Source organism: Vulcanococcus sp., assembly GCF_044369115.1.
Taxonomy (GTDB): domain Bacteria; phylum Cyanobacteriota; class Cyanobacteriia; order PCC-6307; family Cyanobiaceae; genus Vulcanococcus.
The window spans coordinates 1-22636 of record NZ_JBIPMN010000012.1 but is presented as its reverse complement, the minus strand read 5'-3'; the positions used below and the strand labels follow the sequence as shown (position 1 = coordinate 22636).

Sequence of the window (22636 nt, the reverse complement as noted above, 5' to 3'; positions counted from 1 at the left end):
TGACAACTACATCGCCATTGGCACGCTGCTGCCCGACCAAGCCGACGAGCTCACCAAGCTGGCTCGCATGGAGCTCAAGCACATGAAGGGCTTCACCGCTTGCGCCAACAACCTCGGCGTGGTGGCCGACATGGCCTTTGCCAAGGAGTTTTTCGCTCCGCTGCACAACAACTTCACCACCGCCCTCGAAGCCGGCAAAGTTCCCACCTGCCTGCTGATCCAGGCTCTGCTGATCGAAGCGTTCGCCATCTCGGCATATCACATCTATATCCCTGTGGCCGATCCCTTCGCCCGCAAGATCACCGAGGGCGTGGTGAAAGACGAATACACCCACCTCAATTACGGCCAGGAGTGGCTCAAGGCCAACCTCGAGAGCTGCCGTGAAGAGCTTGAGCAGGCCAACCGCGACAACCTGCCCCTGATCCGTCGCATGCTGGATCAGGTGGCCGCCGATGCCGCTGTGCTGCACATGGATAAGGAAGATCTGATCGAGGATTTCCTGATCGCTTACCAAGAGGCCCTCACCGAGATCGGCTTCAGCACCCGCGAGATCGCTCGCATGGCCGCCGCCGCCCTGGTGGGCTGAGCATCGCCAGCCTCAAACCGGCGTTGCCCTTTAATCGGGTGACTTCAAGGCCGGTGTGTCACCAGGAGCATCTGCACGCATGTTTGGTCTGATCGGTCACTCCAGCAGCTTCGCCCAGGCCCAGGAAAAGGCCCGCGAGCTGGGACTTGAGGAGATGGCCGAAGCCGACATGCTGGCCTGGTGCTCCGCACCGCCACAGTTGCTGGAAACCTTCCAGGTGACCAGCCGCACCGGCCAAACCATCGAAGGCACCTACATCGACTCCTGCTTCGTGCCGGAGATGTTGAGCCGCTTCAAGACGGCCACCCGCAAGGTGCAGAACGCCATGGAGATGGCCCAGAAGCAGGGCATCAACGTGACGGCCCTGGGCGGCTTCACCTCGATCATTTTCGAGAATTACGACCTCTCGAAGTTCCAGCAGATCCGTAACACCACCCTGGAGTGGGAGCGTTTCACCACCGGCAATACCCACACCGCCTGGGTGATCTGCCAGCAGGTTGAGCGCAACGCACCGCTGCTGGGGATCGATCTCAGCCGCGCCAAGGTGGCCGTGGTGGGAGCCACCGGCGACATCGGCAGCGCGGTGTGCCGCTGGCTCAGTCAGAAATCCGGCGTGGGCGAGCTGTTGCTGGTGGCCCGCCAGCAACAGCGCCTGCTCGACCTGCAAAGTTCCCTCGGCGGCGGCACGATCCTCAGCCTTGAGGAGGCCCTACCCCAGGCGGATGTGGTGGTTTGGGTAGCGAGCCTCCCCCAGACCCTCAGCATCGATCACGACAGCCTCCGCAAGCCCTGCCTGATGATCGACGGCGGCTATCCGAAGAACCTCGACGCCAAGGTGGCGGGCGATGGAGTGCACGTGCTCAAGGGCGGCATCGTGGAGTTCTGGCAAGACATCGGCTGGCAGATGATGGAAGTGGCCGAAATGGAAAATCCCAAGCGCCAGCTCTTCGCTTGCTTTGCCGAAGCAATGCTGCTGGAATTTGAGGGAATCCACACCAACTTCAGCTGGGGGCGCAACAACATCTCGCTGGCCAACATGGAACTGATCGGCAATGCCTCGCTGCGCCATGGTTTCCAGGCCATCGGACTCAACCCTGCCCAACTGAGTCGGGCAGCCCAGGGCGGAGTGGAACTGGCGGCTGCTTGAGCCCCGTCTAACGATCTCCACGCCCGTTCAGCCCAGCCCAGCCCCTCTCCTGCTGCCATGGCCCGCCGTCCGCTGCTTGATTTCGAGAAACCTCTGGTGGAGCTGGAGGAGCAGATCGAGCAGATCCGCCAGCTGGCCAAGGATTCGGAAGTGGATGTGAGTCAGCAGCTGCTGCAGCTGGAAACCCTGGCTGCGCGGCGCCGTGAAGAGATCTTCACCAACCTGAGCCCGGCCCAGAAGATCCAGGTGGCGCGCCACCCCCAGCGCCCCAGCACGCTCGACTACATCCAGGTGGTCACCGATGAATTCATCGAGCTGCATGGCGATCGCCGCGGCAACGATGACCAGGCGCTGGTGGGCGGCGTCGGCCGCATCGGTGATCAGGGGGTGGTCCTGCTGGGTCACCAGAAGGGGCGCGACACCAAGGAGAACGTGGCGCGCAACTTCGGCATGGCCTCACCGGGCGGCTACCGCAAGGCGATGCGGTTGATGGAGCACGCCGATCGCTTCCGGCTGCCGATCTTCTCTTTCATCGACACTCCTGGCGCCTACGCCGGACTCACGGCTGAGGAGCAGGGCCAAGGGGAAGCGATCGCCGTGAACCTGCGCGACATGTTCCGCCTGCGGGTGCCGATCGTGGCGACCGTGATCGGAGAGGGTGGCTCCGGCGGCGCCCTCGGCATCGGGGTGGCCGATCGGCTGCTGATGTTCCAGCACAGCGTTTACACCGTGGCCAGCCCCGAAGCCTGTGCCTCCATCCTCTGGCGCGATGCCGGCAAGGCTCCCGTGGCCGCCGAGGCGCTGAAAATCACCGCCCCGGATCTGCTCAAGCTGGGGATCGTTGACGACATCATCCCCGAGCCCTCCGGAGGCAACCACTGGGCGCCGCGCCAGGCGGCTGAAACACTGAAAGCGGCGTTGCTGCGCCACCTGGGTGAACTCCAAGCGCTCAGCGAAACCGAGCTCACCGACCAGCGCTACGCCAAGTTCCGGCGGATGGGGCGCTTCCTCGAAGCCGGACAGCAAGATGCCAGTCTCAGCTCTTAAGGTTTCCTTTCGTTTCGTGGACGGCCGCCTGGTGGTCCAGCCCGTTTGACCGCCAGTTCCACCGGTTCATCTCCCACCGCCTTGATTACCGGTGCCTCGCGAGGCATCGGAGCCGCAGCGGCCAGGGCCTTTGCCCAGGCCGGCTATCAGCTGCTGCTGGTGGCGCGATCCCAAACAGACCTCGACGGCCTGGCTTCCGACCTGCGCGGCCATGGCCAGCAGGTTGAGACAGCCGCACTCGACCTGGCGGATCCCGCCGCGATTGCGCCTGGCCTGGAAGAACTGCTCAACCGCGGCCTGAGCCCGAGCGTGGTGATCAACAACGCCGGCGCGGCCTACACCGGCAACCTCGCCGAGATGCCCCTGGATCGCTGGCAGTGGCTGCTGCAGCTCAATCTCACCAGCGTGTTTCAGGTGTGCCAGGCGGTGCTGCCGGTGCTGCGCCGCGAAGGCGGCCAGATCATCAATGTGAGCAGCCACGCTGCCCGCAACGCCTTTCCCGAGTGGGGCGCCTACTGCACCAGCAAAGCGGCCCTTGCGTCCTTCAGCCGGTGCCTCGCTGAAGAGGAGCGCCAGCACGGCATCCGCGTCTCCACGCTCACGCTCGGTGCGGTTAATACGCCCCTTTGGGACAGCGAAACGGTCCACAGTTCATTTGATCGCCGTGCCATGCTTGCCCCAGAACGCGTGGCCGAGGCGCTGCTGTCTCTGGCCCAGCAACCTGCCTCCCAAGTCGCGGAGGACATCACCCTCATGCCCGCCGCTGGCGTTCTCTGATTCGCCGCGCGGGATTTATCCATGACTTCCACTCTTCCTTCAAGCGTTTCCGGCCAGCTGGCACCCGTGAGCCGCCGCATTCGCGATCGTCTTGAAGCTGCTGGCGTTCCCTACCTCGCCAACGACAACATCGCTGATCACCTCGCCGAGGGTGAGCTCGAACAGCTTGAAATCGAGGTGGCCGGCAAGGTGCGTGAGCTGCTGCGCAGCCTCGTGATCGATATCGACAACGACCACAACACGGAGGAAACCGCCGAGCGTGTGGCTCGGATGTATCTGCACGAAGTCTTCAAAGGCCGCTATCACGAGCAGCCGAAGATCGCCAGCTTCCCCAATGTGAAGAAGCTGGATGAGATCTACACCGTGGGGCCGATCACGGTGCGTTCTGCCTGCTCCCATCACCTGGTTCCCATTCTCGGCAACTGCTGGATCGGGATCAAACCTGGCGATCGCGTGATAGGCCTATCGAAGTTTTCCCGCGTGGCGGATTGGGTGTTTTCACGCCCCCACATTCAGGAAGAAGCGGTGATGATCCTTGCTGATGAAATCGAGCGTCTGTGTGAACCACAGGGCCTGGCGATTTTGGTGAAGGCGCAGCATTACTGCATGAAGTGGCGCGGCGTGAAAGAACCCCAAACCAGCATGGTGAATTCAGTGGTCCGCGGCGATTTCCGCCACGACCCCAGCCTCAAGGCTGAATTCTTCGAGCTGGTCAAGCAGCAGGAATCTCTCCTGCTGACCTGAACAGCCGTGCGCCTGAGCCCTAGGGCTGCACAGGGCCAACTGGTTGCGAAGCCACCCGCTTCGCCGTGCCGTTCTCGTTGACAACGGCCACCACCATCACGCTCTGGCCAATGTCTACCGGCGCAGGCACATAACTGGTGCCATTGGCTCCTTCGATCAACACCCAGCTGCGCTGCCCCGGCTTGATCCGATACCAGTGGTAGTTCGCTGTGGGCAGTGCAGCCTGAGCATCAGCAACGGCTGTAGCGGTGAGGACCGCACCCACAGCAGCATTGCCATCGAGCACCAGCTGCTGCAGGCCGTTGATGCGCTGCTGCACCACACCCTCGAGCTGGATATCCGTGGAGATCTGCTGTTGCAGCTGCTCGATCTGCAGCTGCGGGCTCTCATCCACACCGGGGACGCACTGAAGCGTGGCGCCCACCAGCCGGCATCCCACCAGATCCTGCGCCTGTAGCGGCAGCGCTGCTGCGATCACGGCAGCCGCGGCCGGCAGTGCCAGGCCGAGCGCGCGTTGGAGAGGAGCACGGAACAAGGGCATGGGGGGAGCCTTCAGGTGGGCCGATCCTGCCGGACTGCAGCCACCGCAGCCACGAGTTGCGCCACCTGGACGAGATCTTTGTCGCCGGGAGCACGCTCCACACCACTGGAGGCATCCACTCCCACCGGGGGCGAGGCCTGAAGCGCCTGCAACGCCCCGGGCAAGCGCTCTGCCGTGATGCCGCCCGCCAACCACCAGGGGAGTGCCGGCCGGAAACTCTCCAGCCATTCGATTGGAATGCGGTGGCCGGTTCCGCCCAGCTGATCGGGCACCCAGGCATCCAGCAGAAGGGCATCCACCACAGAGGCGTACGCCTCGGCCCGCTCCAGATCAGCCTGGCTGTGAATGCGCAGAGCCTTCCACAGGAGCAGCTCAGGGCCGAGCTGCTCGCGCAATTCGGCGCAGCGCTCGGGTGTTTCGGCGCCGTGGAGCTGCAGCACCTGATGACCAGCCACCGGCCCCAGCTGCGGCAGCTCAGCTGGTGTGGGATCCGCCACCACCAGCACCCCCAGGCAACCGGCTCGGGCCGCAGCCACCGCCTCAAAGAGCTCCCGCCGATGCTCTTGCGCCAACCAACGTGGCGACTGCGACACGCCAATCACACCGATGGCATCCGCTCCCAGGGCCGCCACCGCAGCCGCCTGTTCAGCGGAGCGCAGCCCGCACACCTTGAGCAGCATGGCAATCAGCCGCAGCAGCGAGGCCTTTCTAGGATCGAGCCATTCGGAAACACCGTGTGGGCGAGGGCTGGCAGCTGCTGAAGATCCGCGGCATCCCCCTGCGCATCCATCCCAGCTGGTTCGTGATCCTGGGCCTGGCCACCGTGGCCTTCCAGCAGCAATACAGCCAGCAGCTGAGCGGCAGCGGCAGCAGCCTCGAGCTCTGGGGGCTGGGCCTGCTCACCGCCGTGCTGCTGTTCGTATCGGTGTTGCTGCATGAACTCGGCCACTCGCTGGTGGCTCTTCAGCAAGGCGTGCAGGTGCGCAGCATCACCCTGTTCCTACTAGGGGGCGTTGCCAGCGTGGAGCGGGAATGCCCCACCGCCCTGGGTTCGTTGATGGTGGCGGCAGCTGGACCGCTGGTGAGCCTGATCCTTGCGGCCTTGCTGCTGGGGGCTGGCCACAGCGCCGCCCATGCCTCGCCGCTGCTGGGCGCGATGGTGAATGAGCTCGGCGGCCTCAACCTGGTCCTGGCGCTGTTCAACCTGCTGCCCGGCCTGCCGCTCGATGGGGGGCTGATCCTGAAAGCGCTGGTATGGCAGTTCAGCGGCAGCCAGCGCAAAGGCACGCAAGTGGCCACCGCCACGGGCCGCTTTCTCTCCCTGGCAGCGATCGGCCTGGGTGTGGTGCTGTTGCTGCGCGGTGCCAGCGTGGGGGGCCTGTGGCTGATGCTGCTGGGCTGGTTTGGCCTCGGGGCTGCCCGCAGCCAGAGTCAGCTGCTCGCCCTGCAGGGGGTGCTGCGCCAACTCAAGGTGAAAGATGCGGCCCAGCGCCGCTTCCGCGTGCTCGAGGCCGACAGCACCCTCAAACAATTGAGCCGCCTTCGCCTCGGCGATGGCAACGGCCTCGCCGACTGGCTGCTGGTGACGCGCCAGGGGCGCTGGCAGGGCTTCATCACCGATGCCCCCCTGCAACAGCTGCCCGTGCAGCGCTGGCAAGACGAGCGCGTCGGTGATCACTTGCAGCCCCTCGAAGAGCTGCCACAGATCAGCGCTGAGGCTCCGCTATGGCAAGCCGTGCTGCAGCTCGATCAGCCCGACACACCGCGGCTACTGGTCATGGGCCCGGCAGGGCTGCCCAGCGGCACGCTGGAGCGGCCGGAGCTTGCTGAGCGCGTGTTGGAGACGTTGGGCGTGCGCCTGCCCCAGGCCATTCTCGAGGCGGCACGCCGCCAGGGCGTCTATCCGCTAGGCATGGGGCTGGCCCCCGTGGCCCGCAGCATCGAAGCCAGCAGCGAAAGCTGAAACCCGTTTACACGCAACCCAACGGTTCCAGCTCCCGCGCGGCAGCCCACTCCCCCGGGCTGAGGGGCTGAGTGATCAAGCCTCCAGGGCAGAGATGCTCCTCGGCGGCTTGGCGCAGCTGCTGCTCGAGCTGTTCAGGGCCCCACGGCAGGGGAGCCAATGCTGGCGGATCGGCCTGAAACAGCCGCTGCCACAGCGCCGCCGGCGGATCGAGCAACAGGCTGCCGTGCTGGAGCAAGGCCTGGCCATGCCAGAGCTGAGCGCTGCCGATGCGTTTGGCTCCACGGGTACTCACCAGATCGGCGGCGGTGGCGGTGGCGAAGCAGCTGCTGCGCTGGGCCGCAGCCGCGGGGCTGGCCTGGCCAAAGTGCAACGGCTCTCCAGCGTGGGCAAGGGCCTGCTGCAACCAGTGGCAGCAATGGCGATACACCGCTTCGCGATCGCGTGTGGGGGGTGTGAACACCAGGGCATAGGTGAGCTCGCCGGCATGGAGCACCGCCCGGCCTCCACTGGGGCGACGGACAAGCTCCACAGCTTCCTCGCGCCACTGCGAGGGCCAGCGCTGCTGGTGCCGCCCCAGCGAGAGGGTGGGGACACTCCAGCGATACAGCCGCAGCATCGGCGGGCCACCGGCGAGCAGTTGCTGCAGCATCCAGCGATCAATCGCCATCTGGGTGGCAGCGGGCGCCGTGATCGGCGGAATCCAACGCCAGGGCAGAGCCGCGTTCAACCGCACTCAGGGATGCTGGAACCACCTTGCCGCGGCCGCGCATGCCCTGGGACCTATTGCCGCTGCTGCCGCTGGGCCTGGTGGCAGGGCTGCTCTCGGGTCTGCTGGGGATCGGCGGTGGCTTGATCTTTTCGCCACTGCTCCTGGCCATGGGTCTCACGCCGCACCAGGCGCTGGCCACAAGCACCTTGGCGATCCTTCCCACCACCCTGGCCGGCAGCTGGGCTCACCTGCGCAGCGGCCAGGTGCCGGCCCGCGCCGTGCTGGCGATTGCCGCAGGGGCGATTGCCGGCGCCCTGGTGTTCAGCCGCGCAGGCGATGGCCTCAAAGGCTGGCATCTGCTCGGCCTTCAGGCCCTGATGTATGGGGTGCTGGCCCTGGTGATCGCACCGCGCCGCAGCGATCAGGCGGATGCGCAGGAGCAGCTGCCGCTGGCAGGCCTCAGCGGCGTGGGGTTAGTGGCGGGTTGGTCGAGCGGGCTGCTGGGCGTTGGCGGGGGCCTGGTGATGGTGCCGCTGATGGTGCGGGGCCTGGGGATCCGGGTGTATCAGGCGATCCGGCTGAGCACGATTGCGGTGTGCGCATCCGCCGCAGCCGCAGCGGTGACCTTCACAAGTGATGGGCGGGGCCATGTGGGCATGGGATTGCTGCTGGGTGGCGCCGCCGCCTTGGCATCCCAGTGGTCCGCATCTCGGCTGCAATCGGTGAGCGAAGCCAGGCTGGTGCGGCTCTTGCGGCTGCTCTGCGTGCTGCTGGCTGTGGATGCCACCCGGCGGGCAGTCACCCTGGCGCTTAGTTGAGCCCCTGCCAGAAACCGGCATCCAGCTCAAAGCCGAGCACCGCCGCCATCTGCTCGAGGTTGCCGCGGCAGTTGAGGCCATGCCCGCGCGACCAGTGATCCAGCAGGAACAGCCGGTGGGTCATCCAGAGCTCCAGGCTGTCGGGGGAAAAGCGGATGCCTTCGCTGCGGCTGAAGCTGTGGGGCAGCAGCATCGCCACATGGCGGGTGAGCTGACCGCTGCTGCGCTCCAGCAGCAGCGGTAGCCAGGGGCAGAGCGCATCGGCCCGCAGGCTCCACACCCGCAGCTCGGGGATCTCAGAGAGCTCGCGCGGATCGTCGCTGGCGCGGGGCCACTCGAAGCTGAGCTCGAGGCTGCCGCTGTGCTCCAGCAACGCTTCGGGCTCCAGCGAAAACCAGGGCTCCAGCGGAGCGAGGCTGCGCTCCAGCACCTGCTGCTGCGCGATCAACACGGATCCTGCAGAGGTCAAGGCGGCGGCCGGCAATCAAGCCCGACCGTAGCCAGCAGCTGCGGCGGAGGGGTATCGAGCTGTGACAGGCCAAGGCTCAGGCCCTGGCAAGGCCCTGCAACTGCGGAAGAATGAGCTGGATTTCTGCTTTGAATCAGGCCATGACGTCCCTCACCCAGGCTGAAGTGCTGATTGCCCTGGTGGTGGCTGCCCATGCGGGCGTGCTCGCCGTGCGTCTGGCCGCCAGCCTCTACCGCGCCTGATCCCTTGGCAGCGTGGTTAAGGCCTGCTAAAAGCGGGCCACAACCACGCTCATCAAACCTTGAGCCTGCCCCGCACCGCCCAGCCATCGCAGCGGCGATCAGCGCCACGGGGTCATCACAGAACTTCTGGCCTTGCGCCAAGGTCCGCCGCACAGGTTGCGTCAACGCCACCACCTTCCCTGCGGCCCTCCACGCCAGCCCAGGAAAAACTCTGCAGCGGCATTGGTCTCACCTTGAAGGTGGGACTTGGACTGGTGGCCGTGGTGAGCCTGGTTCGGCTCGGCGGTGCCTACCGCGAACGCCTGGATCGCTACGGCGAGATCACCGCGGTGCTCAACATCCAGCAAGCCAAGCTCAACAAGGCACAGCAACGCTTCGACAGCCTGTTCACCACCGGCGGAGAACAGCGGCTAATCCAGGAACAGGATCAGTGGATTGCCCCAAACCGCATGCGGGTGGTGTGGACCACAACCGGCGCGGCGCCATTTCCAACTGTTGAGCAGCCACAGCCCAGCGCCGAGAAGCCGCAGCCCACTCGATAATTTGAGGCCCGCCGTATTCCGGGCTTCATGGTGGTCAGCAGCAGCGCATCCAGCTCCAGCAGCAGCCCCGGCGCTGTCTTGATCACCGGCACCACCTCCGGGGTTGGCCTCAATGCCACCAAGGCCCTCGTGGACCGGGGTTGGACCGTGGTGACCGCTAACCGTGACCCCGTGCGGGCTGCCGCTGCCGCCGATTCCCTCGGTATCCCCAGCGAGCGGCTGCATCACCTGCGCATCGACCTCGGTGATCTCGAGAGCGTGCGGGTGGGCGTAGAGACCCTGGTGAGCTCCCTGGGCTTTGGCCTCGATGCCCTGGTGATCAATGCGGCCGTCTACAAGCCGCGGCTGAAGCAGCCAGAGCGCTCACCCCAGGGCTACGAGCTCTCGATGGCCACCAACCACCTGGGCCACTTTCTATTGATCCAGCTGCTGCTGCCCGATCTGCAGCGCTCCCAGCATCCCTCCCGCCGGGTGGTGATCCTCGGCACCGTGACGGCCAACTCCAAGGAGCTGGGCGGCAAGATCCCCATCCCCGCACCGGCCGATCTGGGCGATCTGAGCGGCTTCAAGGCCGGCTTCAAGGCGCCAATCGCCATGGCCAATGCCAAGCCGTTCAAGCCGGGCAAGGCCTACAAGGACAGCAAGCTCTGCAACATGATCACCACCCAGGAGCTCCATCGCCGCCTGCACGACTCCACCGGCATCGTGTTCAGCTCGCTCTACCCCGGCTGCGTGGCCGACACGCCCCTGTTCCGCAACACGCCCAAGGCATTCCAGAAGATCTTCCCCTGGTTCCAGAAGAACATCACCGGCGGCTATGTGAGCCAGGCCCTGGCGGGCGAACGGGTGGCTCAGGTGGTAGCCGATCCGGACTTTGCCGCCTCCGGCGTGCACTGGAGCTGGGGCAACCGCCAGACGAAGGGGGGCAAGCAGTTCAGCCAGGAACTCTCCGATAAAGCCAGCAATCCCGACACCGCCGTGGGAGTGTGGGAGGAATCGATGAAGCTGGTGGGACTGGCCTGAGATGGCCGCCACCAGGCCTCCCGCCATCCTCTGCATCGGCAAGAACTACGCCGATCATGCGGCAGAGCTGGCCGACTCCGGGACTTTCAAGCTGCCGGAGCGGCCGGTGCTGTTCTTCAAGAATCCAGCCAGCGTGATCGGCAACGGCGCAGCGATCGAGCTGCCGCCGGTGGTGCACACCGACGACCGCGATCCCCCCATGGGCGTGGATTATGAAGGGGAGCTGGCGGTGATGCTGGGCTGCGATGCCCGCGATGTGCCCGAAGTCCAGGCCCGCGAGGTGATCGCTGCTGTGGCCTGCGCCAACGACGTGAGCCAGCGCTGGTGGCAGTGGCATGGCAGCGGCGGCCAGTGGTGCCGCGGCAAGAGCTTCGACACCTTCTGCCCTCTGGGAGAACCCACACCGATCAACGCCATCGCCGATCTGCAGGATCTACTGCTCACCACCCGCCTCAATGGCGAGGTGGTGCAGCAGGCCAGCACCAGCACGATGATCTTCTCGGTGGCGCGCCTGATCAGCGAACTCAGCCAGGGCACCACCCTGCTAGCCGGGAGCGTGATCCTCACAGGCACGCCGGCAGGCGTGGGGGCTGGCCGCAAGCCACCCCGTTTCCTGCACGATGGCGATGTGGTGGAGGTGGAGATCAGCGGTGTGGGCTGCCTCAGCAACCCGGTGTGCAACCGGAGCTGAAGCAGGGGCGCTCAGCCAGAGAGCTCAATCGAAGCCCAACAGATCGAAGATCTCCCGATCCTTGAGCGATTCGGCCTCGAGGGGCTGCACGCTATCGAGCATCGACTGAGCCAGGCGCAGATATTCGTTCTGCACCGCCTCCACCTCAGGAGTGGATTCCATCTCGAAGATCGTGCACTTCTTCAGACGTGAACGGCGGATCGCATCGAGATCGGGGAAATGGGCCATGGTCTTCATGCCCACCCGCTCGTTGAAGCGATCAATCTGATCGGTGTCTTTGGAGCGGTTGGCCACCACGCCACCGAGGCGCACCTTGTAGTTCTTGGCCTTGGCCTGGATCGCCGCAATGATCCGGTTCATCGCGAAGATCGAATCGAAATCGTTGGCGGTCACGATCAGGCAGTAGTCGGCATGCTGCAGCGGCGCCGCAAAGCCGCCACACACCACATCGCCGAGCACATCAAAGATCACCACATCGGTGTCTTCCAGCAGATGGTGCTCCTTGAGCAGCTTCACCGTTTGGCCGGTCACGTAGCCGCCGCAGCCGGTGCCGGCCGGCGGGCCACCGGATTCCACACACTGCACGCCGTTGAAGCCCTCGAACACAAAGTCTTCGGGGCGCAGCTCCTCGGTGTGGAAATCCACGGTTTCGAGGATGTCGATCACGGTGGGCACCATCTGCTTCGTGAGCGTGAAGGTGCTGTCGTGCTTGGGATCGCAGCCGATCTGCAGCACCCGCTTGCCCAGCTTGGAGAAGGCGGCTGAGAGGTTGGAGCTGGTGGTGCTCTTACCGATGCCGCCCTTGCCGTAAACGGCAATCACCAGGGCCCCCTCCTCGATCTGGAGGCCAGCCTCTTGATGCACCTGAACACTGCCTTCACCGTCAGGCCGGGTGAGCGTGGTTGTCATACAGGCGGGGCTTGGATTCCTTCATCCAACCCCTGCACAGGGGAATCGCAACAGCTGTTCGTGCAAAGCGAAACATCGCTCCCCAGGCTGTGCGCATCCCCACACGCAGGGCATTCACAAGCCGGACTGAGTCACTGGGTATAAATACCCAATTTGCAGCCATTCAATTATGATTGGATGTAGCATGACAAGCCAAGCTGTTTATCAACGAACAAGCACCAGGGTGGTGCTGCAAGTAGTGAGCATCCGTGATGCTCAGCGACTGAAGTGAGCCTTCGCCTCATACAGCGCTTCGCTGTCGATCACCGCTAGCCCTCGCTCGCGGGCGTACGTCTCGGTGTTCTTGCGCACCTTGCCGCGCACGAAGAACGGGATCTTGGCCAGCTCCGCCTCACCCTCAGGGCTCCAACTGAGGCCAACTCCAGCAGCCGCCCTCCACAAATTCGAAGTCGTGGCGGAACATGCCGATCAGGTGTTCCTCGAGGCCCATCATCAGCGGATGCACCCAGGAATCGAAGATCACATTCGCCCCCTCGAAACCCATCTGCGGGGCATAGCGGGCAGGCACATCCTGTACGTGCAGCGGCGTGCTGATCACCGCGCAGGGGATGCCGAGCCGCTTGGCGCTGTGCCGCTCCATCTGGGTGCCGAGCACCAGCTCTGGAGCCGCCTCGGCGATGGCGGCCTCCACGGCGAGGTAGTCGTCGCTGATCAAAGGCTCAACGCCAAGGTCAGCTGCGGCAGCGCGGAGCTCGCGTGCCATTTCACGGCTGTAGCTGCCGAGGCCCACCACCTGAAAGCCCAGTTCACGGCTGGCGATGCGCGCAGCAGCGATGGCATGGGTGGCATCGCCGAACACGAACACCCGCTTGCCGGTGAGATACGTGGAATCCACCGAACGCGAATACCAGGGCAACCGCGAGCGGCGCTCGGCTTCGCACACCCCATCGGCACCGGGCTGCAGTTCCGCCGGCAGCTCGAGACCCAGCACGCCGTGCACCTCGCGCAGGAAACCCACCGTGGCGCCGATGCCGATCGGCACCGTGCGAACGCAGGCCATGCCGAATTGACGCTCCAGCCAGCTGCAGAGCGTGCCCGCCAGCTCGGGGTAGAGGCACACATTGGCGTCTGCTGTGGGGATGCGCTGCAGATCCCCTGGCCGTGCCCCCAGCGGCGCAACCACCGCCACATCAATGCCGTAGCTGCCCAGCAGCTGGGTGATCTCGCGCACGTCGTCGCGGCAGCGGAAGCCGAGCAGCGAAGGGCCCAGCAGGTTGAGCCGCGGCCGGCGGCCTTCAGCGCGCCAGCGGGCTGAATCAGGTTTGGGTGTGCCCGGGGCCGGCAGCTGCGGCTTGAGCAGGCCGCGCACCAGTTGATAGAAGGTTTCGGCGGCTCCCCAGTTCTCTTTTTTCGAGTAAGCGGGCAGCTCCAGATTCACGATCGGGATGCCGCCGAGATCCATGCCGGCAGCCAGGGCGCCCGGTTGGTCTTGGATCAGCTCGGCGGTGCAGCTCTCGCCCACCAGCAGCGCCTCGGGCTGGAAGCGCTGCACCGCATCGGCGATCGAGCGCTTTACCAACTCCGCGGTGTCGCCACCGAGATCACGGGCCTGGAAGGTGGTGTAGGTAACGGGCGGGCGCTTGTCGCGCCGCTCGATCATCGTGAACAGCAGATCGGCGTAGGTGTCGCCCTGGGGGGCATGCAGCACGTAGTGCACCCCCTCCATCGAGGCGGCGATGCGCATCGCGCCCACATGCGGGGGGCCTTCGTAGGTCCAGAGAGTGAGTTCCATCGAGTCGGGCCTCAGGCGAACGAGAGAGCAGCGCGGCGCCGCAGGGGCCGGGCAAAGAGTTCGGCCAGATCAGCGGCCTGATCAATGCCATGGATGGGGCTAAACACCAGCTCGATCGACCACTTGGTGGCCATGCCTTCGGCCTCCAGAGGATTGGCGAGCCCAAGACCGCACACCACCAGATCCGGACGCTGCTCGCGCACCCGCAGCAGCTGGTTATCCACGTGCTGGCCCTCGCTGAGCTGAGTGCCGGCCGGCAGCAGCACCAGCTCCTCCGCCATCAGCTGGCGATCGAGATAGGGAGTTCCCACTTCCACCAGCTCCATGCCGCACTCCCGCGAGAGGAAGCGGGCCAGGGGAATCTCCAGCTGGGAATCCGGCAGCAGGAAGAGCCGTTTGCCAACCAACGTCTCCCGTTGGGGAGCCAAGGCGCGGCGCCCCCGCTCCACCAGGGGATCCAGCACCGCCGCCGCCTGGGCCGGCGCGATGCCAAAGGCAGCAGCCCCCGCGGCCATCCAGTCGCGACTGCCCTCCACCCCGAAGGGATAGGGGGCGCGGATCAGCTCAGCGCCGCGATCCACCAGGGCACGGGCGGTGCCGCTCAGAAACGGCTGGGCCAGCAGCAGCTTGGTGCCGGGGCCCACAGCAGGCAACTCAGTGGAGCGCCGCGGCGGCAGGCTGGCGACCCGCTCAATGCCGAGCTTGTGGAACAGGCCGATCAGCCGGTCTTCCACCGCATCGGCCAGGGTGCCCGCGATCAGCAGCTGCTGCTCCGTGCTGGAGGGCAGCAGCGGAATCAGGGCCTGCAGGGCGCCATCTTCCCCCTGGGTGAAGGTGGTTTCGATGCCGCTGCCGCTGTAGTTGAGCACCATCACCCGGCCGGCGTGCTGGCGGTTGAGGCGCTCGGCGGCCTTGGCGAGATCGAGCTTGATCACCTCGCTGGGGCAGCTCCCCACCAGAAACAGGGTGCGGATCTCAGGGCGACGTTCCAGTAGCTGGGCCACCAGGCGATCAAGCTCCTCATTGGCATCGGCCAGGCCGGCCAGATCCCGCTCTCCGAGGATCGCGGTGCCGAAGCGCGGCTCGGCAAAGATCATCACGCCGGCGGCGCTCTGGATCAGGTGGGCGCAGGTGCGTGAACCCACCACCAGGAAGAAGGCATCCGGCATGCGGCGGTGCAGCCACACGATCGAGGTGAGCCCGCAGAACACCTCCCGTTGGCCGCTTTCTTTGAGAGGTGGCGGCAGATCCGTGTCTGCCGATGCGCGTGTGGCGATGCTCGATGCCATGGCCGGCCTCCTGCCGTGCCCACCCTCGCTAGCGCCAGCCGGAGGTTGCAGCAAACCCCCTGTGCACAACCCTTAAACGAGCGGTGTTGAAACAGCCACAGGCCGCCCGCCTGCGCTCACTTCCCAGGCAGGGAGCGCAGCGCTTCCTCCGAGCCCATCACCACCAGCAGCTCGCCCTGGGCCAGCACATGGGAAGCGGGTGGATTCACATCCAGATGCCCCACAGGGCCAGCGGCCAGCACGTTCACGTTGAAGTGCTTGCGCAGGTTGAGATCGCGCAGGGAGTGGCCCACGAACGAACTGGGCACCTTGATCTCCTCGATGCAGCTGCGGTCGTCGAGGCGCAACTGCTCCAGCAGGTTGGGGCGCACCAGCTCGAGGCCCAGGCGCTGGCCCATCATTTTTGAAGGGAACACCACCCGGTCGGCGCCCACCCGCTGCAGCATCTTCATGTGCAGATCGCTGGTGGCGCGAGCGATCACCTGCTTCACCCGCGTGCCCTTGGCGTCTTTGCAGATCAGCGTCGCGGTGATGCTGGCCTCGATCGGTTCACTCATCGCCACCACCACCGTTTCCAGATCGAGCACACCGGAAGCGCGCAAGGCCTCCTCATCGGTGCAATCCACCACGCGGCATTCGACCGAGGGATCGAGCTGGCGCAGCTCATCGATCGCCCGTTGACTGGAATCGATGGCAAGCACATCTGCTCCCGCCCGCACCAGCTCCGCACACACCGAGCTGCCAAAACGGCCCACACCGATCACCGCGAATCCGCCACGGCGGTCGTCGCCATCAGCGCCCCACTGCCACCACTGATTCACGGTTGCCCCTGCAAGCCCACCTTTTCTAGACGTAGAGGTCTTCCCTGGGGTAGCCCACCCGCAATTGAGGGCGGTTGCCATAGAGCGCCGACAGCAGCAACAGGATGCCGATCCGGCCCACAAACATGCCCACCATCAGCACCAACTGACCCCAGCGGTTGAGGTTGGCGGTCACGCCTAGATCCAGGCCCACGGTGCCGAAGGCCGATACGCAGGTGAACAACTTCTCGAGAAAGCTGAAGCTCTGATGGCCGCTGACGCCGGCCGCCGTGGGGCCCACACCCAGGAACAGCGCCATCAGCACCACGAACAGCACCGAGGCCAGGGTGACGCCCACCGCCCGTAGCACCGTGGCATCGGGAATCTGGCGGCGGTGCATCAGCACATCGCTGCGGCCCTCCAGCGTGGAGCGAGTGGCCCCCATCAGGATCGCGAAGGTGGTGGTTTTGATGCCGCCGCCGGTGCCACCGGGGCTGGCGCCGATGAACATCAGCAGGATCATCAACAGCAAACCGGCATCGGTGATCGTGTCCACCGAGAGCGGAATGGTGTTGAAGCCAGCGGTGCGCGTTGTGATCGACTGGAACACCGTGATCTGAAGCTTCTGCCAGAGGCTGAGCTGTCCCATCGCCGAGGCGCGATAGCCGAAGTGCTCGGTGATCAACAAGCCGATCGCACCCAGCACGATCAACAGCACCGTGCTGCGCACCACCAAGCGGGTGTGGAGATTGAGGCGGCGCAAGCGGCGCAAGCGCAGGCGATTGGCCCAGAGGTCGTTAATCACCCGCCAGCCGATCCCCCCGATCACGATCATCGAGGCGATCACACCATTCACTACGGCGTTATCGCGGTAATCGATCAGGTTGTTATCCCAGAGGCCGAATCCAGCATTGTTGTAGGCGCTGATCACATGAAACAGCGAGGCCCAGAGCCGTTGGCCGGGCTGCTCAATGTTGGTGAAGCCGAAGGCGTAGAGCACCACCGCGCCAAGCCCCATCACGCAGGTGGCGGTGATCAAGATGCTGTTGAAGGTGGGGCCGATGCCGCCCACGCCGAATTCATCGAGGGCACGGCCTTTATCAAGCCGATGGCGCAGACCCGAGCGCCCCTGCACGAATCCCTGCAGGAAGGTGGTGATCGCCATCAGGCCCAGGCCACCGGTGATGATCAACGCGGCCAGCACCACCTGGCCCACAAAGGTGAGATCGTTCCCCACCGAGATCACCGAGAGCCCAGTCACGGTGATGGCCGAGGTCACGGTGAAGAGGGCCTGCCAAAGGCCGACGTCGTCGGTGGAGCAGAGCGGTGAGGCGAGCAGGAAGGTACCCACCACGATCACCAGGAGGCCCGTTAGCACCGTGAACTGGGGCACGGTGAGCTGATGACGCCAGCGCTGCAGCGCCTGAACGGGATTGCTCGGGGACGAGTTCATCCCGCAAACCGTAGGTAAGGTCCGGTCCAACCCGCATCCCCGCCCAACCAATGAATCCGATCGTTGTGCTGCTGGCGATGGCAGCGCTGATCCTGGTGGGCTCGGCCTTGGCCTCCAGCACCGAGGCGGCGATGCTCACCGTGAACCCGATCCAGGTTCACACCCTGGTGCAGCAGCGCGTGCCGGGGTCGCGCGCGCTTGAGCGGATCAAGGCCAGGCCGGGCCGGGCGCTGGCGCTGCTGGTGGTGATCAACAACCTCTTCAACATCTCCGGTTCGATGCTGCTCGGCAGTCAGGCCGATCACACCTTCGAGCAGCTGCCCGGAGGCACCGCCGCACTGCTGGTCTTCAACATCGGCTTCACCGTGGCCGTGATTTTGTTCGGCGAGATCCTGCCGAAGGCGATTGGCAACAGCTTCGCCATGCCGATCTCCCTGGGGGGAGCGCGGGTGCTGCTGCTGCTGGAGCGGCTCACCCTGCCGCTGCTGCTGCTACTGGAGAAGCTGATGCCGGCGATCACCGCCGAGGCCGATCTCACCACCAATGAACGGGAAATTCATCTGATGGCACGGCTGGGGTCTCAGCAGGGCCAGATCGAGGCGGATGAAGCGGCGATGATCGGCAAAGTGTTCGCCCTCAACGACCTCACAGCAAGGGATCTGATGGTGTCGCGCGTGGCGACCCCCTCACTGCCAGGAGCCGCCAGCCTCGAATCAGTGCGCCAGGAGATCCTGGCCGCGCCCGACGATGCCTGGTGGGTGGTGCTGGGTGAAGAAGTGGATGAGGTGCTGGGGGTTCAGAGCCGCGAGGAAGCCTTGTGCGCCCTACTGCAGGGCGGGGGAGCGCGGCTTGTGTGTGAGCTCTGCGATCCGCCTCAATACGTGCCCGAGATGATCCGTGCCGATCGGTTGCTCACCACGTTCCGGCGAGGGGATCGCAGCTCTGTGCGGGTTGTGGTGGATGAATTCGGGGCTTTCGTGGGGCTGGTGAGCGCCGCCGACATCCTCGGGGTGCTGGCCGGCTGGAAAAGGCTGCCCGACAACACAGGCGGAACTCAAGACTGAGCGTGGCGGCGACGGTGCTGATGTTCAAGCAGCAGCCAATAGCCGCCACCCAGCATGAGGGCGCTGACCAGACCCACCAGCAGCGAACCAAGCAGCAGCCTGCCACTCATCGCCACCCCAAGATCCCAGAGGGGCGCTTGCTGCAGCTCCTGCAGGCTGGGGAAGGCAGGCCCTGGCCCCAACAGCAGGCAGCCCAACTGGTAGTTGAACCAGTAGAGGGGCAGATAGGTGAAGGGATTACTGATCCAGGTGCCCGCTGCCGCCAGGATGTGGTTGCCTCGCACCACGCTGGCCAGGGCGACTCCCAGCACGATCTGCAACCCGAAAAACGGAAAGCACCCCATAAAGATGCCGGCCGCCAACCCCCTTGCCCGCTGACCGTGACTGCCCTCGTGGTGCCACAGCCACAGCAGCCGTTGGCGCAGCAAACGCACCAAGCTCTTGTGACGTGAGGGGCGGCGAGCTGTGGAACGGGCACTTGGCCGCACGGGGCTCAACAATCAATCAAGACGCACCATCCTGATTGATCGCTGAGCCAGCCGGAGGGCTTAAATCCCGAACCAGCGGCAGATCAGGAACGGCACCGTGATCGTCATTGCAATGGTGAGCGGGAAGCCGTAGCGGGCGATGTCGAGGAAGCGATAGCGCCCCGGGCCAAACACCATCAGATTGGTCTGATAGCCCACAGGACTTAAGAAGCTCTGGCTGGCGCCGAACAGCACCGCGTAGATGAAAGCGATCGGCGGCTGATCGAGGCCCTGGGCGAGCTGGCCCGCGATCGGAATCAACATTGCCACGGTGGCGGCGTTGCTCATCACCTCGGTGAGCAAGGTGGTGAACAGGAACACCACCAAAAGCGCTCCATACACCGGCCAGCTTTGAAGCCCCAGCAGCAGGGCCTTGGCGAAAGCCGCTGCCAGCCCGGTTTTTTCCAGAGCCACGCTGAAGCTCGCCAGGGAGCCCAGCAGCAGGATCACATCGAGGCGAATTGCCCGCTGCAGTTCGCCCGGGCGCAGGCAGCCGGTAGCCACCATCGCCACCGTGCCAAGTAGCACCGAAGCCACCAGGGGAATCAGATCAAAGCCAGGCAACAGGATCACCAGCACGGAGATCAGCAGCGCCACGCGCTTGCGGCTCACGGTGGGGAGATCCTTCTCCAGCTGCTCGAGCACCACCAAATCATTATTGGCCTGGAGGCCGCGGATGGCATCCTTCGGGCCCTGGAGCAGCAGCACATCGCCCTCGCGGAGCTGAACCCGGCCCAGCCGCTCACGCAACACCTCATTGCCGCGGCGTAGGGCAAGCACGGTGACGTTGTAGCGCTGACGGAATCGCAGATCCCGGAGGCAATCGCCAGCGAGGGTGGAGCCGGAGGGCAACAACACCTCCACCATGCGCTGGTTGTTCTGTTGATCGGGACTGCTGAGGTCCTCCGAGGTCGGAGCCAGCACCACGGTGTGGTCCTGCTGGAGGCGCAGCAGATCTTCGCGGCTGCAGCGAAGAAGCAGGCGATCACCCAGCACCAGAGTGCGATCGGCCAGAGGAGGCATGAAGCGCTCCGTGCCGCGGTGCAGCTCCAGCACATCCACATCGAAGCGGCGCTGCAAGCGGCTGCCATGGAGCGACTGACCGATCAGCTCTGAGCCGGGAGGAATCTCCACCTCCGTGAGATAGCCACTGCTGGAAAGCGAGGCGATCAGGTCGTCGTCATCGGTGCCGCGATCGGGGAGAAAGCGATCGGCCAGCAGCAGCATCACCACACCACCAATCGCCCAAACCCCGATGCCGATGGGGGTGAAGCTGAACAACCCGAAGGCCCCGTAGCCCAGCTTGCTGCTCACCTCACTGGCCAGCAGGTTCACCGAACTGCCCAGCAGGGTCATGGTGCCGCCGAGCACCGTGGCAAACGAGAGCGGCAGCAGCACCTTGGAGGGGGAAATGCGGCGGCGCTGGCACCAGCCCTCAATCACGGGCAGCAGGCTGGCCACGATCGGGGTGTTGGGCACAAAGGCCGACACCGGACCCACCGCGGCCACCATCACAGCGATCATCCGCTTGGGGCTGCGCACGGCATCCGAGCCGATCAGGGCCCGCAGCCGATCCAGACCGCCGCTGCGAAACAAGCCAGCGGAGAGGGCGAACAAGCCCATCAGGGTGATCAAGGCTGGGCTTCCAAATCCCTCCACGGCTTCAGACGGCTTGAGCACTCCCGCGACCATCAGCAACGCCGCGGCCAGCAGACCAACAAGCTCGGGCGCGAGCCAGCCGCCGATGAACAACACGACGGCCCCAACCAGGACCAAGAGAGTGATCAGAGCTCCGGGCTGGAGCACTGCAAGCAAGAGATCAGCCACAGGAGGCGCACGCAGGAGCTCACGATACAACGGTGTTCAGATCGGATTTGCGAAGTTATTAGCCCATGGGGCGGCTTGCAGGCGCAGGACGCGGGAATCCTTCTTTTCCGAGCGCGTTACCGTTGTTTGAGTGACAGACTGATCGCAGCGCCTACCTGCCCAATTGGGGTTCAGTGCGAAAACCACGTATGGCCTCCAGGCCTTGATGGAGCTAGCGGATGTGCAATCCAGCGGAGGCCTCCTGCAGGTGGCCGAGATTGCTGCAGGCAGGCCATCCCTGAGCGCTATCTCGAGCAAATGATGACCAGCCTGCGCCGAGCAGGGTTCGTACGCAGCGTCCGCGGCGCCCGCGGCGGCTACACGCTCTCCAGACCAGCTGCTCAGATCAGCCTGGCCGATGTGATCGCCTGCCTCGATGGCACCGCTGAGCAGCCTGATCCGGCACAAGGCAGCAACGAGCTGCAGGTGATCCGTGCATTCGGGCAGGAGCTTCGCCTGCAAAGGGATCGACTGCTCAACAGCACAAGCCTCTCCGATCTCCTCACTGAACGGGATGTGCGCCTGCAAGCTCAGGCGATGTATTTCATCTAAGGCGAGCTCAATCAGCGCCGGCCACACCAACAAACGCAGCAGGCTGCGTTCACCCTCAGGCAGAGGCCAGCAGGGTCAGATGATGCAAACCCTCAATGCCCTGCCAACCGAGATAAACCCCCAGCACGAGTGCAAACACCCCCACCAGCCATTCGGCCCGGTGCACCAGCCAATCGTTCACGCGCTCGAGAGACACGCGCAAACCCTCACCATTCATGATCCAGAGGATCGGTGGGAGCAGCAGTAAGGAGGCGGTCACGGCCACAAACACCGCTCCCACCTCTAGATCACCACGCAGGCTGGTGTGGTTGGTGAGCAGCATTCCCCCTTCTTTCACGTAAAACACGAGGTTTTCCGGGCTCACCAAGGCGCAGCCTGCCCCGAGCCCAACCAAGGGAAGTCCATCGAGCTCTGGCAGCCGGGTCATCAGCTGCATGGCCCAGTTCTCCTCACCGATGGCCACGGCCGGGGTGAGCTGAAACAGACCCAACCCCACCAAGGCCCCCGCACCGATCAGATCGATCAAGACCTGACCGCGGCTGCCCAGGTGCATGGCCCAGCTCAGCCGCCCGCCGATCAACACCACGGCGCTGAGAGCGCCGCCATTGGCAAGCACCCAACCCATGAGGAAGGTGCCGCAGCGCCGCAGCGGTTGGGAGCCCAGCAGCAGCAGAGCCACCAGGGCGATGTTGAGAGGGCTGAAGGAGATGCCCAGGCCGAAGGCCAGGGTCTGGGTGAGCCAGTGGAACGGCAGCATGAAGAAGGAGCGGCTGCTCAGCTGGCGCTCATCTTCAGAGATCCAAGCTGGCGGCTGTGACGATCCGCCCGCCAAACAAAGGCCAGTTGAGGGCCCAGTTGCATTTTCAAACGCCTCAAGACACAGCTCTTTTCAGCCTCCCTAGCGTTGACAGATCTCACAGCCTTCGCCCGTGGTCAATCCTTTGCAGCCGCTCGGTAATGCCCTGCAGCATCGCCGGATCTGGTTGGCCTCCACGGCGCTCGTTGTGAGTGGAGCCGCTCTCAGTGGCTGCCGCCCGCCGGACACCCAGGCCCTCAAAAAGATTGCCTGTGAGCAGGCTGCA

Annotated in this window: 24 protein-coding genes and 1 pseudogene; 13 read left to right on the top strand and 12 right to left on the bottom strand. The window is 64.9% G+C overall.

Going from position 1 to position 22636, the window contains the following annotated elements; translation table 11 throughout:
- The 5 genes from ACIQ2E_RS01775 to folE all read left to right on the top strand — a co-directional run.
- A partial coding sequence (locus tag ACIQ2E_RS01775) for an aldehyde oxygenase (deformylating) (protein ID WP_398325287.1) occupies positions 1–586 on the top strand: 586 nt, incomplete at its 5' end.
- A 79-nt stretch (positions 587–665) separates the two neighbouring features.
- A complete protein-coding gene (locus ACIQ2E_RS01770; protein WP_398325285.1) occupies positions 666–1733 on the top strand; it encodes a long-chain acyl-[acyl-carrier-protein] reductase in 1068 nt (355 codons plus the stop codon).
- A gap of 57 nt (positions 1734–1790) precedes the next feature.
- Entirely contained in the window at positions 1791–2780 is a 990-nt protein-coding gene (locus tag ACIQ2E_RS01765) for an acetyl-CoA carboxylase carboxyltransferase subunit alpha (protein WP_398325282.1), read from the top strand.
- Positions 2781–2825: 45 nt separating this feature from the next.
- On the top strand, positions 2826–3557 hold the full coding sequence (locus ACIQ2E_RS01760) for an SDR family oxidoreductase (protein WP_398325279.1): 732 nt from the start codon (positions 2826–2828) through the stop codon (positions 3555–3557).
- 21 nt (positions 3558–3578) lie between these two features.
- Positions 3579–4301 carry a GTP cyclohydrolase I gene (folE, locus tag ACIQ2E_RS01755; protein WP_398325276.1) on the top strand — a complete coding sequence of 241 codons (723 nt, stop codon included), beginning with the start codon at positions 3579–3581 and terminating at the stop codon, positions 4299–4301.
- 19 nt (positions 4302–4320) lie between these two features.
- Here the strand turns inward: folE and ACIQ2E_RS01750 are convergent, their stop codons facing one another.
- Positions 4321–4842 carry a hypothetical protein gene (locus ACIQ2E_RS01750; RefSeq protein WP_398325273.1) on the bottom strand — a complete coding sequence of 174 codons (522 nt, stop codon included), beginning with the start codon at positions 4840–4842 and terminating at the stop codon, positions 4321–4323.
- An 11-nt stretch (positions 4843–4853) separates the two neighbouring features.
- On the bottom strand, positions 4854–5522 hold the full coding sequence (locus tag ACIQ2E_RS01745; RefSeq protein ID WP_398325270.1) for a phosphoribosylanthranilate isomerase: 669 nt from the start codon (positions 5520–5522) through the stop codon (positions 4854–4856).
- Positions 5523–5578: 56 nt separating this feature from the next.
- On the opposite strand from ACIQ2E_RS01745, the gene ACIQ2E_RS01740 reads away from it, so the two are divergent.
- On the top strand, positions 5579–6805 hold the full coding sequence (locus tag ACIQ2E_RS01740; protein ID WP_398325267.1) for a site-2 protease family protein: 1227 nt from the start codon (positions 5579–5581) through the stop codon (positions 6803–6805).
- A 7-nt stretch (positions 6806–6812) separates the two neighbouring features.
- Here the strand turns inward: ACIQ2E_RS01740 and ACIQ2E_RS01735 are convergent, their stop codons facing one another.
- Positions 6813–7541: a lipoate--protein ligase family protein gene (locus tag ACIQ2E_RS01735; RefSeq protein ID WP_398325264.1), complete on the bottom strand. Its 729-nt coding sequence runs from the start codon at positions 7539–7541 to the stop codon at positions 6813–6815.
- A 35-nt stretch (positions 7542–7576) separates the two neighbouring features.
- Between ACIQ2E_RS01735 and ACIQ2E_RS01730 the strand changes: the two genes are divergently transcribed.
- Positions 7577–8335: a TSUP family transporter gene (locus tag ACIQ2E_RS01730; protein WP_398325261.1), complete on the top strand. Its 759-nt coding sequence runs from the start codon at positions 7577–7579 to the stop codon at positions 8333–8335.
- On the opposite strand, the gene ACIQ2E_RS01725 is transcribed toward ACIQ2E_RS01730, so the two are convergent.
- Complete coding sequence (locus tag ACIQ2E_RS01725; RefSeq protein WP_398325258.1) at positions 8328–8804, bottom strand: CRR6 family NdhI maturation factor; 477 nt, start codon at positions 8802–8804, stop codon at positions 8328–8330. The genes ACIQ2E_RS01730 and ACIQ2E_RS01725 overlap by 8 nt on opposite strands.
- A gap of 140 nt (positions 8805–8944) precedes the next feature.
- On the opposite strand from ACIQ2E_RS01725, the gene psaM reads away from it, so the two are divergent.
- The 4 genes from psaM (at position 8945) to ACIQ2E_RS01705 (ending at position 11302) form a co-directional block, all read left to right on the top strand.
- Positions 8945–9046, top strand: a complete 102-nt coding sequence (psaM, locus tag ACIQ2E_RS01720) for a photosystem I reaction center subunit XII (RefSeq protein WP_043717315.1) — start codon at positions 8945–8947, stop codon at positions 9044–9046.
- A gap of 233 nt (positions 9047–9279) precedes the next feature.
- Positions 9280–9588, top strand: coding sequence for a hypothetical protein (locus ACIQ2E_RS01715; protein WP_398325255.1), 309 nt, complete (start codon positions 9280–9282; stop codon positions 9586–9588).
- Positions 9589–9615: 27 nt separating this feature from the next.
- Entirely contained in the window at positions 9616–10611 is a 996-nt protein-coding gene (locus ACIQ2E_RS01710) for a protochlorophyllide reductase (protein ID WP_398325252.1), read from the top strand.
- A 1-nt stretch (position 10612) separates the two neighbouring features.
- A complete protein-coding gene (locus ACIQ2E_RS01705; RefSeq protein WP_398325249.1) occupies positions 10613–11302 on the top strand; it encodes a fumarylacetoacetate hydrolase family protein in 690 nt (229 codons plus the stop codon).
- A gap of 24 nt (positions 11303–11326) precedes the next feature.
- Here ACIQ2E_RS01705 and bchL read toward each other — a convergent pair whose 3' ends face one another.
- From bchL to ACIQ2E_RS01680, 5 genes and pseudogenes are all read right to left on the bottom strand, one after another.
- Complete coding sequence (gene bchL, locus ACIQ2E_RS01700; RefSeq protein WP_296444461.1) at positions 11327–12211, bottom strand: ferredoxin:protochlorophyllide reductase (ATP-dependent) iron-sulfur ATP-binding protein; 885 nt, start codon at positions 12209–12211, stop codon at positions 11327–11329.
- Positions 12212–12466: 255 nt separating this feature from the next.
- Positions 12467–14003, bottom strand: a pseudogene (gene bchB, locus ACIQ2E_RS01695) (ferredoxin:protochlorophyllide reductase (ATP-dependent) subunit B).
- Between the two features lie 11 nt (positions 14004–14014).
- Positions 14015–15292, bottom strand: a complete 1278-nt coding sequence (locus ACIQ2E_RS01690) for a ferredoxin:protochlorophyllide reductase (ATP-dependent) subunit N (protein WP_398325246.1) — start codon at positions 15290–15292, stop codon at positions 14015–14017.
- A 116-nt stretch (positions 15293–15408) separates the two neighbouring features.
- Positions 15409–16113, bottom strand: coding sequence for a potassium channel family protein (locus ACIQ2E_RS01685; RefSeq protein WP_398325243.1), 705 nt, complete (start codon positions 16111–16113; stop codon positions 15409–15411).
- A gap of 25 nt (positions 16114–16138) precedes the next feature.
- Positions 16139–17545 (bottom strand): TrkH family potassium uptake protein, encoded by a 1407-nt coding sequence (locus tag ACIQ2E_RS01680; protein WP_398325241.1) that lies wholly within the window; start codon positions 17543–17545, stop codon positions 16139–16141.
- A gap of 50 nt (positions 17546–17595) precedes the next feature.
- On the opposite strand from ACIQ2E_RS01680, the gene ACIQ2E_RS01675 reads away from it, so the two are divergent.
- Positions 17596–18609, top strand: coding sequence for a CNNM domain-containing protein (locus ACIQ2E_RS01675; RefSeq protein WP_398325237.1), 1014 nt, complete (start codon positions 17596–17598; stop codon positions 18607–18609).
- On the opposite strand, the gene ACIQ2E_RS01670 is transcribed toward ACIQ2E_RS01675, so the two are convergent.
- A complete protein-coding gene (locus ACIQ2E_RS01670; RefSeq protein WP_398325290.1) occupies positions 18600–19046 on the bottom strand; it encodes a DUF2062 domain-containing protein in 447 nt (148 codons plus the stop codon). The two genes, ACIQ2E_RS01675 and ACIQ2E_RS01670, sit on opposite strands and share 10 nt — an antisense overlap.
- 111 nt (positions 19047–19157) lie before the next feature.
- Positions 19158–20963: an SLC13 family permease gene (locus ACIQ2E_RS01665; RefSeq protein ID WP_398325234.1), complete on the bottom strand. Its 1806-nt coding sequence runs from the start codon at positions 20961–20963 to the stop codon at positions 19158–19160.
- A gap of 300 nt (positions 20964–21263) precedes the next feature.
- Here ACIQ2E_RS01665 and ACIQ2E_RS01660 point away from each other — a divergent pair, with 300 nt between their 5' ends.
- Complete coding sequence (locus ACIQ2E_RS01660; protein ID WP_398325231.1) at positions 21264–21554, top strand: Rrf2 family transcriptional regulator; 291 nt, start codon at positions 21264–21266, stop codon at positions 21552–21554.
- A 55-nt stretch (positions 21555–21609) separates the two neighbouring features.
- Here the strand turns inward: ACIQ2E_RS01660 and ACIQ2E_RS01655 are convergent, their stop codons facing one another.
- Positions 21610–22311, bottom strand: a complete 702-nt coding sequence (locus ACIQ2E_RS01655) for a GAP family protein (RefSeq protein WP_398325228.1) — start codon at positions 22309–22311, stop codon at positions 21610–21612.
- Positions 22312–22636 lie beyond the last annotated feature (325 nt).